This window comes from Pseudomonas sp. NFACC08-1 (assembly GCF_900106735.1).
Taxonomy (GTDB): domain Bacteria; phylum Pseudomonadota; class Gammaproteobacteria; order Pseudomonadales; family Pseudomonadaceae; genus Aquipseudomonas; species Aquipseudomonas fluorescens_Q.
Genome location: NZ_FNNL01000009.1, coordinates 50450 through 66942, shown reverse-complemented (window position 1 = coordinate 66942; position 16493 = coordinate 50450). Strand labels below are relative to the sequence as shown.

Sequence of the window (16493 nt, the reverse complement as noted above, 5' to 3'; positions counted from 1 at the left end):
GTGGGAGCGAGCTCGCTCCCACAGGGGATCCGGGTTCTACAGAGCGTGTGAGTTACAACTGCGCCGCCAACCGCGACCCCTGGTTGATCGCCCGCTTGGCATCCAGTTCCGCTGCCACGTCGGCGCCGCCAATGAGGTGGACGGTCTGCCCCGCCGCTTCCAGGCCTTCCTGCAACTCGCGCAGCGGATCCTGGCCGGCGCAGATCACGATGTTATCCACGGCCAGCACTTGCGGCTCGCCGGTTTCGCCGATGCGAATGTGCAGTCCGTCATCGTCGATCTTCAGGTATTCGACGCTGTTGAGCATCTGCACCTGCTTGTTCTTCAGGCCTGTGCGGTGAATCCAGCCGGTGGTCTTGCCCAGGCCGTCACCGACCTTGGACGCCTTGCGTTGCAGCAGGAACACCTGGCGCGCCGGTGCATGGGGTTCAGCCTTGATCCCGGCCACACCGCCGCGAGCCTCGAGGTGGGTGTCGATGCCCCACTCCCTCCAGAACGCCTCACGGTCCTGGCTGGTGGCGACGCCCTGATGCACCAGGAACTCCGACACGTCGAAGCCAATACCGCCGGCACCGATCACCGCGACGCTACGGCCCACCGGCTTGCGCTCGAGGATCACGTCCAGGTAGCTCAACACCTTGGCATGCTCCACCCCGGGAATCGCCGGCACGCGCGGCGCGATGCCGGTGGCGAGGATGATCTCGTCGTAGCCGCCGGCCACCAATTGCGCCACATCCACCCGGGTATCGAGGCACAGCTCGACATGGCTGGTCTGCAATTTGCGCTTGAAGTAGCGCAGGGTTTCGAAGAACTCCTCCTTGCCTGGCACGCGCTTGGCGACGTTGAACTGCCCGCCAATTTCGCTGGCCGAATCGAACAGCGTCACCTGGTGCCCACGCTCGGCCGCCACCGTGGCTGCGGACAGCCCGGCCGGGCCGGCACCGACCACGGCGATTTTCTTCACCTGGGTCACCGGCAGGTAGTTCAGCTCGGTTTCATGGCAAGCCCGTGGGTTGACCAGGCAACTGGTGAGCTTGCCGCCAAAGGTGTGGTCCAGGCACGCCTGGTTGCAGCCGATGCAGGTGTTGATTTCATCACTGCGACCGGCAGCGGCCTTGTTGACGAACTCCGGATCGGCCAGGAACGGCCGGGCCATGGAGACCATATCGGCATCGCCCTCAGCGAGGATCTGCTCGGCCACTTCCGGGGTGTTGATGCGATTGGTCGTGATCAGCGGGATGCTTACCGAACCACGCAGCTTGGCCGTGACCTTGCTGAACGCCGCCCGTGGAACCTTGGTGGCAATGGTGGGAATCCGCGCTTCGTGCCAACCGATACCGGTGTTGATGATCGTTGCGCCGGCCTGCTCGATGGCCTTGGCCAACTGGACGATTTCGTCCCACGAACTGCCACCTTCCACCAGATCGAGCATCGACAGGCGAAAGATGATGATGAAGTTCGGGCCTACTGCCTCACGCACCCGACGCACGATTTCCACCGGCAGGCGCATGCGGTTTTCATAGCTGCCGCCCCAACGGTCGGTACGGTGGTTGGTGTGGGCCGCCAGGAACTGGTTAATGAAATAACCTTCCGAGCCCATGATCTCGACGCCGTCGTATTCGGCCTTCTGGGCCAGGACCGAACAGGTGACGAAATCGCTGATCTGTTTCTCAATACCCTCCTCGTCCAGTTCCTTGGGCTTGAACGGGTTGATCGGTGCCTGGATCGCGCTCGGTGCGACCTGCTTGGGGCTGTAGGCGTAGCGCCCGGCATGGAGAATCTGCATGCAGATCTTGCCACCGGCCTCGTGTACGGCCCGGGTCACGATCTGGTGCTTGAGCGCTTCTTCCTCGGTGGTCAGCTTGGCCGCCCCGGAGTACACGCCGCCCTCGTCATTCGGCCCGATCCCACCGGTGACCATCAGGCCCACGCCGCCCCGGGCGCGCTCAGCAAAATACGCCGCCATGCGTTCGAAACCGCCGGGTTTCTCTTCCAGGCCGGTGTGCATCGAGCCCATCAGGGTACGGTTGCGCAACGTGGTGAAACCCAGGTCCAGCGGGGCCAGCAGGTGCGGGTAATGAGAGGCGGTCATCGGTAACTCCACAACGGGCGATCACGGGGAAAAGCGCAAGCTCTGCGGCTTGCGTCTGTCATGACCCACAGCGTAAGAGTCCGGATGCGGGCGCTCAATGACCGTAACTGACAAGTTAATGATCCAAATGTGCAGCGCACCGATCAGCGGCGCGTGACTCTCGCTGGAATGCACCAGTCCTATCAACGCTGTTCCAGGTGCTCAACCCTAAAATAACCTTAATAACACGGTCGCCCTCGCATGCATCCCCAACGAAAAATGCTGCACAACGAGTTGCACGCCCGCCCGTCGCTGTACTTCGACGAGCCGGCCCACGTCTTCCACCTGGCGTTTCTTGGCGACAATGCCCAGTGCAACGCGCTGCTCGAGCGACTGTGCCCGGAAACCGTCGCAGCAGAGGCCGCACAAGGCATCACCCGCCTTGAAGGCCATCCACTCAAGTGGGAGCGCCACGCCGAGTTCTTCACCCTGACCCTGGTCGTTCCCGCCAGCACCAACGAACCGCACTGGACAACGCTGCCCGAATGCCTTGCCCAGGGTATCGAAGGCCATTCCCAGCACCTCATCAATGCCGTTCAGGTGGTGGTGCGCGCCGAAGCCGGTCTCGACCTGCCCAGCTACGGTTTCAAGGACCCCTGCGGTTCTTGCGTGGGCGGTGGCGATGCGGTGGTCTGGAGCGATTTTCGCCTGACCGAGGACGGCACCAACCGCCTGCTGTTCATCAACCGACGGCTCAACGCTTATCGTCAGGGCCGCATGATCCGGCGCCTGCTGGAAATCGAGACCTATCGCATGATGGCGTCCTTGTCGCTCAATACCGCCAAGGCACTGGACCCGCAACTGAACGAATTCGATCGCACCCTGGTGAGCCTGTCCGAACGCAACGCCAATGCCAGCGGCGTGCATGCCAAGGCCCTGCTGGAGGACATCGCCCTGCTGTCTCGCCAGGTTGTCAGCAGCACGGTCAAGAATCGCCACCGTTTCAGCGCCACCCGCGCCTATGCCCAACTGGTGTTCGAGCGCCTGGGGGAGTTGCGTGAAAGTCACCTGGGGGATTGCCAGCGGCTGGGCGTGTTCATCGAACGGCGTTTCAAACCCACGGTGCGTTATTGCGCAGCCACCGAACAGCGCCTCGAGCAACTGGCCATGAGCGTCGCCAACCTGGGTGACTTGTTGCAAGCACGCGTACAGGTCGAAATGGAGGATCAGAACGCCGAGATCCTGCGCAGCCTCAATGCACGCGCCGATGCACAGATAAAGATCCAGCGCGCGGTGGAAGGCCTGTCGATCATTGCCATCACCTACTACCTGATCAATCTGTTCAAACTGGTCTATAGCGGGCTGCACACCTTGGGCGCAAGCCTCTCGGCCCGCGAGGCACTGCTGGGCATGACGCCACCAGTGCTGTTGATCATGCTGCTGATTCTGATCCGCATCAGGAAGGCCAAAAGTCATTAGTGCGCCTTGCTCGCGCGGAGGGTGTCCAAGGATTCCATGGACGCCTTGGCGCAGGCCTGGCGCAAGTACAAATCAGCGCCCGCCCTTCGCTAATCCCTTGTTTTACCGTACCCTGCCCCGTAGCTCCTGATGAAAAATCACGAACCTGCACACGGCCGCTGACTGTTCTCCCATGCGCAAATTTCTGTACCTGCTGTTTTCCCTGGCCTTGATTGCCGCCCTGATCACCTACGCCCTGTGGACGACGGATCGTCCGACGGGTCATTACCTGTCGGACCTGCGCATCAGCCTGGCGGTCGATCAGGGCACACCCGCCGACCGCGGTAACCTGCTGGGCATCCAACCCGAACTGTTCCCCACCGACTACCAGAGCCCCGAGCGCCTGCATCGCAAACTGGCAGCCTATCTGCAGACGGCTCGCGACCAGGGCTTTCTCAATGCCAAGACCGTGGTGGTCCTGCCCGAGCACATCGGCACCTGGTTGATGGTCGGCGGCGAAAAAGACGAGTTGTACCAGGCCAGCAGCCTGAAGGAAGCCATGAACTGGCTGGCGATCAGTAATCCGCTGGCGTTTATCCAGGCATTGATCAGCGCTCAAGGCGATAGCCGACTGGACGATGCCCACCTGCGCATGAAAGCCGAGCGCATGGCCCATGACTATCAAGCGCTGTTCGGTGGGCTGGCCAAGGAGTTCGGTATCACCCTGGTGGCCGGCTCCATCGTGCTTCCCGAGCCCAGTGTCAGTGACGGTGAACTGAAGATCGGTCGCGGTGCGCTGTACAACAGCAGCCTGGTGTTCGGCAGCGATGGCCGGCCGATCGGCCAGCCACAACGCCAACGACATCCGGTGTTTGAACAGCGCGACGTGCTTGGGGCCGACCGCCCGACCGCTGTCCAAGTCATCGACACCCCCGCCGGGCGCCTGGGCGTGCTGATCGGCAGCGACAGTTGGTACCCGCTCCACTACCGGCAACTCAACGACCAGGGCGCGCAACTGATTGCGGTGCCCGCCTTCATCCTCGGTCGCGACACATGGGACAAACCCTGGAGCGGTTATAAAGGCCTGTCCACGCCGAGCGAGGTGAGCCTCAAGCCAGGTGAAGTGAGCGAGGGCCAAGCCTGGCATCGCCTGACACTGACCGGCCAATTGCCCATCAGCCAGGCCCAGGGCGGCGTCAGCGTGTTCCTGCGGGGCCAGTTCTGGGACAACGGCAGCGCCGGCCAGAGTTTCATCAGCCACAACGGCCAACACTTCCCCGATGGCAACGCCCGCGGCGCCCGCCTGCTGAACCTGTGGTTGTGAACATGAAACCGCAGCCGATGCGCCTGGGCGACCTGTCTGTGGGCTTTGTCCATAGCTTGGCTGACGCCGTCGCCAGCCATGGGCAAGACCCTCAACCTCTGCTTGAACAGTACGGTCTCGATGCCGCGCGCCTGGCCGAGCCCGGGGCACGATTGTCGATCCCGCGCTACATGCGTCTGGGCCACGCCGCGATTCAACAAACTCAGGACCCAGCCTTGGGCCTGCGCATGGGCCAACTCGGCCGCTTGAGCCAGGCCGGGCTGGCGGGCGTTACCGCGGCCCAGGCGCCCACCGTGCGCGAGGCCGCCCGCTGCATGATCCGCTTCGAGCCGCTGTACGGCTCCAACTATCGCGGCCAATCGAGTTTCCATGAAGATGCCCGAGGCGCTTGGCTACGGTTCTATTCCATCAGCCCGTATAACGCCTACAACCGCTTTGTCGTGGACTCGATCATTGCCGGCTGGCTTGCGCAACTGTCCAGCGTCAGCGGCATCGCGCTGCGGCCAGAACGCATCGAAATCGAATTCGAGGAGCCGGCATACGTGGAGGCCTACCGCACGCTCGGTGACTGCCCGATCCAATTTGGCGCCGAACAGAATCAACTGCGACTGGGCCTGGACAGCCTCGCCCAGCGCAACCCACAGCATTGCCCCAGCACCTGGCACCATCTGCTTCAATTGTGTGAACGGGAACTGGAACAACTGACCCGCACCCGCAGCCTGCGCGAGCGCATCATCCAACTGCTGGGACCGTTGCTCAACGGCGGCCGGGAACCCGACCTGGAAGAAGTGGCGGCTCGCCTGAAGCTGCCAACCTGGACCCTGCGTCGCAAGCTGGCCGAGGAAGGCACGCAGTTTCGCGCCATCCTCAACGACACCCGCCGCGACCTGGCCATGACCTACATACGCGATACCGAACTGGCGTTTGGCGAAATCGCTTATCTATTGGGATTCGCCTCAGCCGAGGCATTTCAACGAGCCTTCAAGCGCTGGAACAACCAGACACCCGGAGAGTTTCGTCGTAGTCACCGAGGGGTTTGAGCTTCAAGAACCTGGCTGGTGCTTACCATTTGTAGCTTGTCGCGATCCTTACAACTCCGTCGCATCTTCGGCGGGTTCCAACGGGTCCAGTTCATACGCCTGGTATTCCAGCAGCTCTTCCTGATAATCATCCATTACGTGTCCTTCCCCTGTCATTGAAACCGATGCCTTATGGCGCTGGCATCAGCATAAAGCTGCTTTATGAATAAAACATGAAGCAAAGGCTTCATGAATTAAACGTAGCACAGGGTCGGGAAATTACTGTGTAAAGAGTGACTGGGCATTACTCCCTGCCACTGAACCTCAGGATGACGGAAGCGGCTGGATCGGCTCGGTCGGTGCCGGTAACGAGCTGGACGGTGGTGGCGGTGGTGTAACGGTTTGCGTCGTCGGCGCAGACTCGAACGACTCGGGTGCAATCGACTCGGGTGCAATCGGCGCTGGCTCGCTCGGCGGTGCGACGGGCTCCGAGACCGTGGGAGTGGTTTCGACGGGGGCCGGCGCGGCCTCTTCCACCGGGGTGGCTGGCGCCGGGGCAATCGGCTCCGGCTCCGGCGCAGGCGCTGGAGCAGGCGCTGGAGCAGGCACCAGGGCAGCCGGTTCGACCTTGGTTTCCGGAATGCCCAGTTCAGTTTTCGGTTTCTCGGCGTTATCAGCCGCTTTCTTCGCCTCGGGAGGCAGGAACAGCTCCACCAGGGCAAAGAAGCGCTCATAGAACTTGGACGCCGACACGGTTTCGCTGGCGACCTTGACCATCGAATCATCCGAGGAGCCGATCGGCATCGATACCGAACCCAACACGCCCACGCCCAGGCTGGCGGAGTTGTTGATCTTCTTGAGGGCATAACGGTCCTGCAAGGCGTTGGCGAACATCGTCGCACGGTGGCCAGTACCGCCGTCTTCGGCACAGACCAGGTTGAAGCTGATTTCCATGTGGGTGTCGCCGGTCTGCTGGAAGCTCTTGTGACCGCTGACCAGCTTCGGATCGCTGCTGGTGATGATGTAGCCCTGGCTGAGCAACGCCCGACGCCCGGCCTCGCAGGTCGCCGCGTCGTTCACTGGATAAGTGCGCGAGAACGTGCCGGAGTCGTCGAAATTCTCGTGCTCGTAAATGGCTGCTTTCTTCGACGAGCAACCGGCTGCGGCGGCCAGCAACAGTGCAAGCCCGACGGTGCGCATGGGAAATGATTTGAACATTGAACATCCTGAGAAAAACGGTCCGGGGCGTATTGTGCAACAGAACGCGACTCGGCAGCGTGGCTAATCTTGTTTCAAGGGGGTTACAAGTTTACTGGGGGTTGTTTGCAGGAAAAAGACGCCAACCGGATAGATCGACGAACACCCGCTTTCCAGGCAACAAGCAGATACAAAAATCTGACGGTTCGGGCTAATGCTGTTCACTTCAGCGGTCAATGAAGTTTTTTATTCCGTTTCCAGAGACGTGGTTTATTTGGACATACACCCAAAATCCAAAACCCAAGCCAAAAAAAACGGCGCTTCCCATTTCTGGAGAAGCGCCGTTTTCTCTAAAGCGAACAGCATTACAATCAGGCTTGGCCAAACCTCAAGCAATTAGAAACGCTTGATATCCGCCTGGCTCTCCAACTGCTTGCGATACGCCGCAAAGTCCTGCTGACCAACACGGGACGCGAGGTAGCGGCGATATTCCGCCTTCTCTTCGTCAGTCGGTGCCGCTGCTTCGTTCACGCCATTCAAACGCACGACCATCAGGCTGCCATCAGGCAAGGTCACACTGGTGAACGTCGGTTTGTCCTTGGACTCAGGCTTAGGCATGCGGAACAGTGCTTGCAGCACCGCCGGGTCGATGCCTTCCTGGTTGCGGGTGGCCGCCTCGATGGCTTTCCAGCCTTGGCCGTCAACCGGTTTATCCAGTGCCGTCTTGCCGTCGCGCAGGCTGGCGATCAGCTCGTCGGCGCGGGTCTTGGCCGCTGCGCTGGCATGTTCCTTGGTCAATTGAGCACGAATCGGCCCTGCCACGCTTTCCAGCGGCAGTTGCTCAGGCTTGCGGTGCTCCTTGGCACGCAGCACTACGACGGTTTCCGGGTCCAGTTCGATGGCGGTGCTGTTGGCACCTTCATCCAGCACTTCCGGGCTGAACGCCGCAGTGACCACGGCGCGATTGGCCGCAATCCCTTCACCGCCTTCACGACCGAACGGGGCCGATGTATGAATGGTCAGCTTCAGGTCCTGGGCCGGCTGCGCCAGGTCGGACGCTTCGAACGAGGCATCTTCCAGTTGCTTGGTCGCCTCCACGAAACGCTGCTCCACCTGCTGAGTCTTCAGCTCGCGGGTCAGTTTGTCCTTGAGGCTGGCGAAGGTCGGCACTTCAGGCGCTTCGACCCCCAGCAGCTTGATCAGGTGCAGACCGAAATCGGTACGGACCGGTGCCGAGACCTGGTCCTTGTTCAAGGCGTACAAGGCCTTTTCGAACTCCGGATCGTAGACACCTGGGCCGGCATAGCCGAGATCGCCGCCGTTGTTCGCCGAACCCGGGTCCTGGGAAAACTCCTTCGCCAACGCTTCAAACGACTCACCTTTGGCCAAGCGAGCCTGGATCTCTTCGATCTTCGCCTTGGCCTGGGCTTCGGTCACCTTGTCGTTCACTTCGATCAGGATGTGCGCAGCGCGACGCTGTTCGGACAGGTTGGCGATTTCTTTCTGATAGGCCGCTTGCAGGTCTTCGTCCTTGACGCTGACCTGATCGAAGAAAGAGGCTTTCTTCAGCTCGAGATAATCGATGACCACCTGGTCAGGCGTCATGAATTCCTTGGCGTGTTGGTCGTAGTAAGCCTTGACCTCATCGTCGGTCAGCTTTACCGACGCAGGATCGGCCTTGATGTTCAAGGTGGCGAAATCACGCGTCTGTTTTTCCAGGCGTGCAAATGCCAGCACTTGGGCATCTGTGACGAAACCGCTGCCCGCCAGGCCGGCGCGCAACTGACCGATCAGCATTTCCTGAGCCAGCATCTGGCGGAACTGCATACGGCTATAACCCAGCTGGCGGATCACCTGATCGAAACGCTCGGCGCTGAATTTACCATCCACCTGGAACTCAGGCGTCTGCAGGATGACTTGATCAAGCGCAGCTTCCGAGAAAGCGAATTTCGCATCGTGTGCACCTTGCAGCAGCAACTTGCGGTCGATCAGGCCCTTGAGCGCCGAATCGCGCAGCATTTTTTCGTCCAGCAGGGAGGCGTCGAAATCCTTGCCCAGCTGTTGCATGAGCTGACGGCGTTGCATGTCGACCGCCTGGCTCAGCTCGTTCTGGCTGATTTTTTCGCCGTTGACCTTGGCCGCGTCATTGCTGTTGGTGGTGGCTTGAAAAATGGCATCGAAACCGGTCAACGCCATCAATGCGACGATGACCCCGATGATGGTCTTGGCAATCCAGCCTTGTGAATTGTCCCTGATATTCTGCAGCATGCGTCCCCCAGAAACGGTTGAACTTCAAATTTAGGCAACCGTGGAGCGTGGGTAGAATCCGGATAGAAGAAAGGCGCATCCGAGGATGCGCCTTCTCGTAACTGGCGGAGCGGACCGGGCTCTAACCTGCAAGCCCTGGTGTGCCAGACCGGTTGCAACCGGCCGTATTACCGCTCCGCTGCCAAGCCAGGCATGACCCCGACCCGGATAAACTCAACGAAACCTTAGTTAACGGCTTCTTTCAGTGCTTTACCAGCTTTGAAGCCTGGCTTTTTGGCAGCAGCGATTTCCAGCGTCTTACCGGTCTGCGGGTTGCGACCGATACGAGCAGGACGATCGGTCACGGAGAAGGTACCGAAACCAACCAGAACAACGGAGTCGCCAGCCTTCAGAGCGCCAGTGACGGATTCGATTACAGCGTCCAGCGCACGGCCAGCAGCAGCTTTCGGGATATCAGCGGATGCAGCGATAGCATCAATCAGTTCCGACTTGTTCACTCTAAGTCCCCTTATATCTATTTGAGATGATTCTAAGTTTTTTTGGTGAAAGCAAAAACGAGTGCTGAATGGCCTGCAGACACTTAAGAGCCGCTTTATAACAAGGGCTCTAAAAAACTGTCAAGGAAGCCCCCCAGGCAAATGCGTATTAATGCGTGCTAATTCTTTCCTTAGAGTCAGACTCTCGCTTTTCTTCCTTCGCGACAATCTCCGGAGCCACATCCGGCAAGGGCTCCGGCGCGTATTGCAGCGCAATTTGCAGGACCTCGTCAATCCATTTAACGGGTTTGATCTGAAGATCTTGCTTGATGTTGTCAGGAATTTCCTTCAGGTCGCGGACATTCTCTTCGGGAATGATCACGATCTTGATCCCGCCACGGTGTGCCGCCAGCAGTTTTTCCTTCAGGCCGCCAATCGCCAGGACCTGGCCACGCAACGTGATTTCACCCGTCATGGCGACGTCGGCGCGCACCGGAATACCGGTCAATGCCGAAACCAGGGCCGTGCACATGCCTACACCAGCGCTTGGGCCGTCCTTGGGCGTAGCCCCTTCAGGCATGTGGATATGCGTATCGCGCTTCTCATGGAAGTCCAGGGGAATACCCAGGCTCCGGGCGCGACTGCGAACCACCGTCAGCGCAGCGGTGATCGATTCGACCATCACGTCGCCCAGGGAACCGGTCTTGATCAGTTGCCCCTTGCCCGGCACCACGGCGGCTTCGATGGTCAGCAACTCACCACCGACCTGGGTCCAGGCCAAGCCAGTCACCTGGCCGATCTGGTCCTGTTGCTCGGCAAGGCCATAGCGGAACTTGCGTACGCCCAGGAAGTGCTCCAGCAGGTCCGCAGTGACCTTGACCGCGAAGCGTTTTTCCAGCGCATGTTCCTTGACCGCCTTGCGGCAAACCTTGGCAATCTGCCGTTCCAGGCCACGCACACCGGCTTCGCGGGTGTAGTAGCGGATGATGTCGCGAATCGCTTCCTCGTCGAATTCCAGCTCGCCTTTTTTCAGGCCGTTGGCCTGGATCTGCTTGGGCGAAAGGTATTTCACGGCGATGTTGATCTTCTCGTCCTCGGTGTAACCCGGCAGACGAATCACCTCCATCCGGTCCAGCAACGCTGGCGGAATGTTCATGGAGTTGGAGGTGCAAAGGAACATCACGTCCGACAGGTCGTAATCGACCTCCAGGTAGTGATCGTTGAAGTTGTGATTCTGCTCAGGATCGAGGACTTCGAGCAACGCAGAGGCTGGATCGCCGCGCATGTCGCTACCCATCTTGTCGATTTCGTCCAAAAGGAACAGCGGATTGCGCACGCCGACCTTTGTCATCTTTTGAATCAATCTTCCTGGCATCGAACCGATGTAGGTACGGCGATGGCCCCGAATTTCCGCCTCATCGCGCACGCCGCCAAGGGCCATGCGTACAAATTTGCGGTTGGTGGCGTGGGCAATCGACTCCGCAAGGGAGGTTTTACCGACCCCTGGAGGACCAACCAGGCACAGGACCGGGCCACGGATCTTCTTCACGCGCTTCTGCACGGCGAGGTATTCCAGGATGCGTTCCTTGACCTCTTCCAGGCCGTAATGATCGGCGTCGAGGATGTCTTCGGCACGCGCCAGGTCCAGACGCACCTTGCTCTGGGCTTTCCACGGCACCTGGACCAACCAGTCGATGTAGGAGCGCACGACGGTGGCCTCGGCAGACATCGGCGACATTTGCTTGAGCTTGTTCAGCTCGGCCTGGGCCTTAGCCAGTGCATCCTTGGGCAAGCCGGCAGCATCGATGCGCTTTTTCAGCTCCTCGATTTCGTTGTGACCTTCGTCGCCATCGCCCAGCTCTTTCTGGATGGCCTTCATCTGCTCATTCAGGTAGTACTCGCGCTGGCTGCGCTCCATCTGCTTCTTGACGCGACCGCGAATGCGTTTCTCGACCTGCAACAGATCGATTTCGCCGTCGAGCAGTGCCAGCACGTGTTCGACACGGGCCGACAAATCAATGATTTCGAGAATTTCCTGCTTCTGCTCGATTTTGAGGGCCATGTGGGCCGCCATCGTATCGACCAATCGCCCAGGCTCATCGATGCTGTTAAGCGACGACAGGACCTCTGCAGGCACCTTCTTGCCCAGTTGCACGTATTGTTCGAACTGCGACAGCAGGCTGCGGACAAACACTTCTGATTCACGCTCGGGCGCATCGACCTCTTCGATCAGCGACACCTCGGCCCGGCAATGGCCGTCCACTTCGCTGAAACGCTCGATAGCACCACGCTGCTCGCCTTCGACCAGGACCTTGACGGTGCCGTCGGGCAGCTTGAGCAATTGCAGAACCGTTGCAATCGTACCTACGCGATACAGTGCGTCTTCGCCGGGATCATCGTCGGCAGGATTTCTCTGAGCCAGCAGAAGAATCTGCTTGTCACCCGTCATCGCAGCCTCAAGGGCTTCGATGGACTTCTCGCGCCCCACGAACAGCGGGATAACCATGTGCGGATACACCACGACATCGCGCAATGGCAGGAGAGGCAATTCGATGGTTGTCTTCATGATTTCGCCTCTACGGCGGCCCTCGGGCCGGAAACAGATGGAAGTAAGCTTGAAACCAAGATGGGGGCAGCCTCGAAAAAAAACAAGCGCTAAGACACGTCTAAAACGCGCAAAAAGCAAAGGGGCCCGAAGGCCCCTTCTTTGTTCCGGCAGCGGGACGCTTAAGCGTCCGGTGCGGCCTTGGCAGCCGGCTCATTGTTTTCATAGATATACAATGGCTTGGACTTGCCTTCTATGACGCTTTCATCGATCACGACTTTACTCACCTCTGACTGCGAGGGGATCTCGTACATCGTGTCGAGCAATACGCCTTCGAGGATCGAGCGCAATCCACGCGCACCGGTCTTGCGTTCCAGGGCACGTTTTGCGACCGATTTCAGCGCGTCGGAACGGAACTCCAGGTCTACACCTTCCATTTCGAACAGCTTGGCATACTGCTTGGTCAGGGCGTTTTTCGGCTCGGTCAGGATCTGCATCAACGCAGCTTCATCCAACTCGTCCAGCGTCGCCAGGACCGGCAGACGACCGACGAATTCCGGGATCAGACCGAACTTGACCAAATCGTCAGGTTCGACTTCACGCAGGGACTCACCGACCTTCTTGCCCTCTTCCTTGCTTCGCACTTCGGCGTTGAAACCAATGCCGCCACGGGTGGAACGGTTTTGAATAACCTTTTCCAGGCCGGAGAACGCACCACCGCAGATGAACAGGATGTTACGGGTGTCGACTTGCAGGAATTCCTGCTGCGGATGCTTGCGGCCACCTTGGGGTGGAACGGAAGCGACCGTACCTTCGATCAACTTGAGCAAGGCCTGCTGCACGCCCTCACCGGAAACATCCCGGGTGATGGACGGGTTGTCGGACTTGCGTGAAATCTTGTCGATTTCGTCGATATAGACAATGCCCATCTGGGCCTTTTCCACATCGTAGTCGCACTTCTGCAACAGCTTCTGAATGATGTTCTCGACGTCTTCACCTACATAACCCGCCTCGGTGAGGGTGGTTGCGTCGGCGATGGTGAACGGAACGTTCAGCAAGCGGGCCAGGGTTTCGGCAAGCAGGGTCTTACCCGAGCCTGTCGGGCCGATCAGCAGGATGTTGCTCTTGCCGAGTTCGACCTCGTCATTCTTCTTGTCACGCTGGTTCAGGCGCTTGTAGTGGTTGTACACCGCTACGGCCAGTACTTTTTTCGCACGTTCCTGACCAATCACATACTGATCAAGGATGCCGCTGATTTCTTTAGGCGAAGGCAATTTATGCGCGCTGCTCTCGGCCTGGGCTTCCTGCACCTCCTCGCGGATGATGTCATTGCACAGGTCGACGCACTCGTCGCAAATGAAGACCGAGGGGCCGGCAATCAATTTGCGCACTTCATGCTGGCTTTTGCCACAGAAGGAGCAATAAAGCAGTTTGCCGTTGTCCTCGCCGTTGCGGGTGTCAGTCATTCGATCGATCCAAATCCGATAGGCTTGCAACACAAGATGAAGGCAATTGCGGGCTTTTTCAAGCCCGCAGGCGGCCGGTCATCCCAACCACCTGCATATTGAGCGGCTTAGGCAGGCATTTGACGCTTGTTGATCACGGAGTCGATCAGGCCATATTCGGCCGCACGCTCGGCGCTCATGAAGTTGTCACGCTCGGTGTCACGCTCAATGGTTTCGAGGCTTTGGCCGGTATGATGGGCCAGCAACGAGTTCAGGCGCGAACGAATGTGGAGGATTTCCTTGGCATGGATGTCGATATCCGACGCCTGGCCCTGGAAGCCGCCCAATGGCTGGTGAATCATCATCCGCGAGTTAGGCAGGCAGTGACGCTTGCCCGCTGCGCCGCCGGCGAGCAGGAAAGCACCCATGCTGCAGGCCTGGCCGATGCAGATGGTGGAAACGTCAGGCTTGATGAACTGCATGGTGTCGTAGATCGACATGCCCGCAGTCACCGAACCGCCAGGTGAGTTGATGTACAGATGGATATCCTTGTCCGGGTTTTCCGCTTCAAGGAACAACAGCTGCGCCGCGACCAGGTTGGCCATGTAGTCTTCAACGGGGCCGATCAGGAAGATGACGCGTTCCTTGAGCAGACGCGAGTAGATGTCATAGGCACGTTCGCCGCGGGCGGACTGCTCGATAACCATCGGGACCAGGCCGCCTGCGGCCTGGATGTCAGAGCTCTGCTGATAAAAAGAATTGCGGGACATGTCTCGCAGTCACTCCCAAATAGTTATGTCTTGAATACGCATAAGCCAGCGCGAAGGCTGGCTTATGGGTGTTTATTTCTTACCGCAGAACCATCAATCGGCTTGTGGAGCTTCCACCGGCTTGACCGCTTCTTCGTAAGAGACCGCTTTATCGGTCACGCTAGCTTTCTGCAGAACAGTATCCACAACTTGTTCTTCCAGCACAACCGAACGGACTTCGTTCAGTTGCTGGTCGTTCTTGTAGTACCAGGACACGACTTGCTCAGGCTCTTGATAGGCCGAGGCCATTTCCTGGATCAGCTCGCGGACGCGGGCTTCGTCAGGCTTGAGCTCGAACTGCTTGACCACTTCGGCGACGATCAGGCCCAGTACGACGCGGCGCTTGGCTTGTTCTTCGAACAATTCGGCAGGCAGTTGGTCCGGCTTGATGTTGCCACCGAACTGCTGAACAGCCTGCACACGCAGACGGTTCACTTCGTTATCCAGCAGAGCCTTTGGCACTTCGATCGGGTTGGAGGCCAGCAGACCGTCCATGACCTGGTTCTTGACCTTGGACTTGATGGCCTGGCGCAGCTCACGCTCCATGTTCTTGCGAACTTCGGCGCGGAAACCTTCCAGACCGGTTTCCTTGATGCCGAACTGGGCGAAGAACTCTTCGTTCAGCTCAGGCAGTTTCGGCTCGGAAACAGTGTTGACGGTCACGGTGAACTCGGCGGCTTTGCCAGCCAGGTCCAGGTTCTGGTAGTCCTCAGGGAAGGTCACGTTCAGAACGCGCTCTTCACCGGCCTTGGCGCCAACCAGGCCATCTTCGAAGCCAGGAATCATGCGACCGGAGCCCAGCACCAACTGAGTAGCCTTGGCGGAACCGCCGGCGAACACTTCACCGTCGACCTTGCCGACGAAATCGATGTTCAGTTGATCTTCGTTCTGGGCAGCACGCTCAGTCACTTCGAAACGGGTGTTCTGCTTGCGCAGGATGTCCAGCATCTTGTCCAGGTCGGCATCCGACACGTCAGCGCTCAGGCGCTCGACGGCGATGGATTCGAAACCGGCAACCGTGAACTCAGGGAACACTTCGAACGTGGCGACGAATTCCAGGTCCTTGCCTTTTTCCAACACTTTAGGCTCGACGGACGGAGCGCCGGCCGGGTTCAGCTTCTGCTCGACGACCGCTTCGTAGAACGAAGACTGGATCACGTCGCCCACGGCTTCCTGACGCGCATCAGCTTCGTAACGCTGACGGATCACGCTCATTGGCACTTTGCCTGGGCGGAAACCTGGGATTTTGGCCTTTTGGGCAGTCTGCTGCAGACGCTTGTTGACCTGAGTCTCGATGCGCTCAGCCGGCACGGTGATGCTCATGCGGCGCTCAAGAGCAGAAGTATTTTCAACAGAAACTTGCATGGATATTCCTCGTTGCACAGACGTTGGCCGGGCGTTTCCGACCCCAGAATCAAGGGCATGCATTCTAGTAGGTCAAACTCAAGAAGTCACCCTACTGAAAACGCGCTGGAAACAGGCGCCGGATTTAGGACGGGACAAACGCTCATGCCCCACCCGGATTGCAAATACAGTCGATTCAGCCCAGGGCTCTGCGCCGACGCTTCTATATATAGAAGCAGCTTGCCCGATCGCGCGACGCCCGCCCCCACAAGGGGACCGACGGACATGTCACGCATCATCGCGAAACACATTCGCGAAAACCGATCGCTACGCGCAGCGCCAAAAAACCGTACCGACGCCAAACACAGAACCACTGAAAACAAAAACGGCGCAGCCCCTTTCAGGTACTGCGCCGTTTTCTGCTATTTAAATAGCGACTTGTATGGTGCGGACGGAGAGACTCGAACTCTCACACCTTGCGGCGCTGGAACCTAAATCCAGTGTGTCTACCAATTCCACCACATCCGCGTATCAAGC

Annotated in this window: 11 protein-coding genes and 1 tRNA gene; 3 read left to right on the top strand and 9 right to left on the bottom strand. The window is 59.1% G+C overall.

Annotation, left to right across the window (positions count from 1 at the left end; translation table 11 throughout):
• Positions 1–52 precede the first annotated feature (52 nt).
• Positions 53–2092 carry an oxidoreductase gene (locus BLU76_RS19155; RefSeq protein ID WP_092223877.1) on the bottom strand — a complete coding sequence of 680 codons (2040 nt, stop codon included), beginning with the start codon at positions 2090–2092 and terminating at the stop codon, positions 53–55.
• Positions 2093–2332: 240 nt separating this feature from the next.
• Here BLU76_RS19155 and BLU76_RS19150 point away from each other — a divergent pair, with 240 nt between their 5' ends.
• The 3 genes from BLU76_RS19150 (at position 2333) to BLU76_RS19140 (ending at position 5893) form a co-directional block, all read left to right on the top strand.
• On the top strand, positions 2333–3550 hold the full coding sequence (locus BLU76_RS19150; protein WP_092223875.1) for a DUF3422 domain-containing protein: 1218 nt from the start codon (positions 2333–2335) through the stop codon (positions 3548–3550).
• 172 nt (positions 3551–3722) lie between these two features.
• Positions 3723–4853 carry a carbon-nitrogen hydrolase family protein gene (locus BLU76_RS19145; protein ID WP_092145419.1) on the top strand — a complete coding sequence of 377 codons (1131 nt, stop codon included), beginning with the start codon at positions 3723–3725 and terminating at the stop codon, positions 4851–4853.
• A 2-nt stretch (positions 4854–4855) separates the two neighbouring features.
• Entirely contained in the window at positions 4856–5893 is a 1038-nt protein-coding gene (locus tag BLU76_RS19140; RefSeq protein WP_092145417.1) for an AraC family transcriptional regulator, read from the top strand.
• A gap of 303 nt (positions 5894–6196) precedes the next feature.
• Here BLU76_RS19140 and BLU76_RS19135 read toward each other — a convergent pair whose 3' ends face one another.
• The 8 genes from BLU76_RS19135 to BLU76_RS19095 all read right to left on the bottom strand — a co-directional run bounded on the left by BLU76_RS19135 (position 6197) and on the right by BLU76_RS19095 (position 16484).
• On the bottom strand, positions 6197–7090 hold the full coding sequence (locus tag BLU76_RS19135) for a DUF2242 domain-containing protein (protein WP_092223873.1): 894 nt from the start codon (positions 7088–7090) through the stop codon (positions 6197–6199).
• A 375-nt stretch (positions 7091–7465) separates the two neighbouring features.
• On the bottom strand, positions 7466–9337 hold the full coding sequence (locus BLU76_RS19130; protein ID WP_092145413.1) for a SurA N-terminal domain-containing protein: 1872 nt from the start codon (positions 9335–9337) through the stop codon (positions 7466–7468).
• A 224-nt stretch (positions 9338–9561) separates the two neighbouring features.
• A complete protein-coding gene (locus tag BLU76_RS19120) occupies positions 9562–9834 on the bottom strand; it encodes an HU family DNA-binding protein (RefSeq protein WP_002552737.1) in 273 nt (90 codons plus the stop codon).
• A 148-nt stretch (positions 9835–9982) separates the two neighbouring features.
• Entirely contained in the window at positions 9983–12379 is a 2397-nt protein-coding gene (gene lon / locus BLU76_RS19115) for an endopeptidase La (RefSeq protein ID WP_057448844.1), read from the bottom strand.
• Between the two features lie 161 nt (positions 12380–12540).
• Positions 12541–13824: an ATP-dependent Clp protease ATP-binding subunit ClpX gene (gene clpX, locus BLU76_RS19110; protein WP_063322129.1), complete on the bottom strand. Its 1284-nt coding sequence runs from the start codon at positions 13822–13824 to the stop codon at positions 12541–12543.
• A 107-nt stretch (positions 13825–13931) separates the two neighbouring features.
• Positions 13932–14573 carry an ATP-dependent Clp endopeptidase proteolytic subunit ClpP gene (gene clpP / locus BLU76_RS19105; RefSeq protein ID WP_003183177.1) on the bottom strand — a complete coding sequence of 214 codons (642 nt, stop codon included), beginning with the start codon at positions 14571–14573 and terminating at the stop codon, positions 13932–13934.
• A gap of 93 nt (positions 14574–14666) precedes the next feature.
• Positions 14667–15977 carry a trigger factor gene (gene tig, locus BLU76_RS19100; RefSeq protein WP_063322130.1) on the bottom strand — a complete coding sequence of 437 codons (1311 nt, stop codon included), beginning with the start codon at positions 15975–15977 and terminating at the stop codon, positions 14667–14669.
• 422 nt (positions 15978–16399) lie between these two features.
• Positions 16400–16484: transfer RNA gene (locus BLU76_RS19095), tRNA-Leu, on the bottom strand.
• Positions 16485–16493 lie beyond the last annotated feature (9 nt).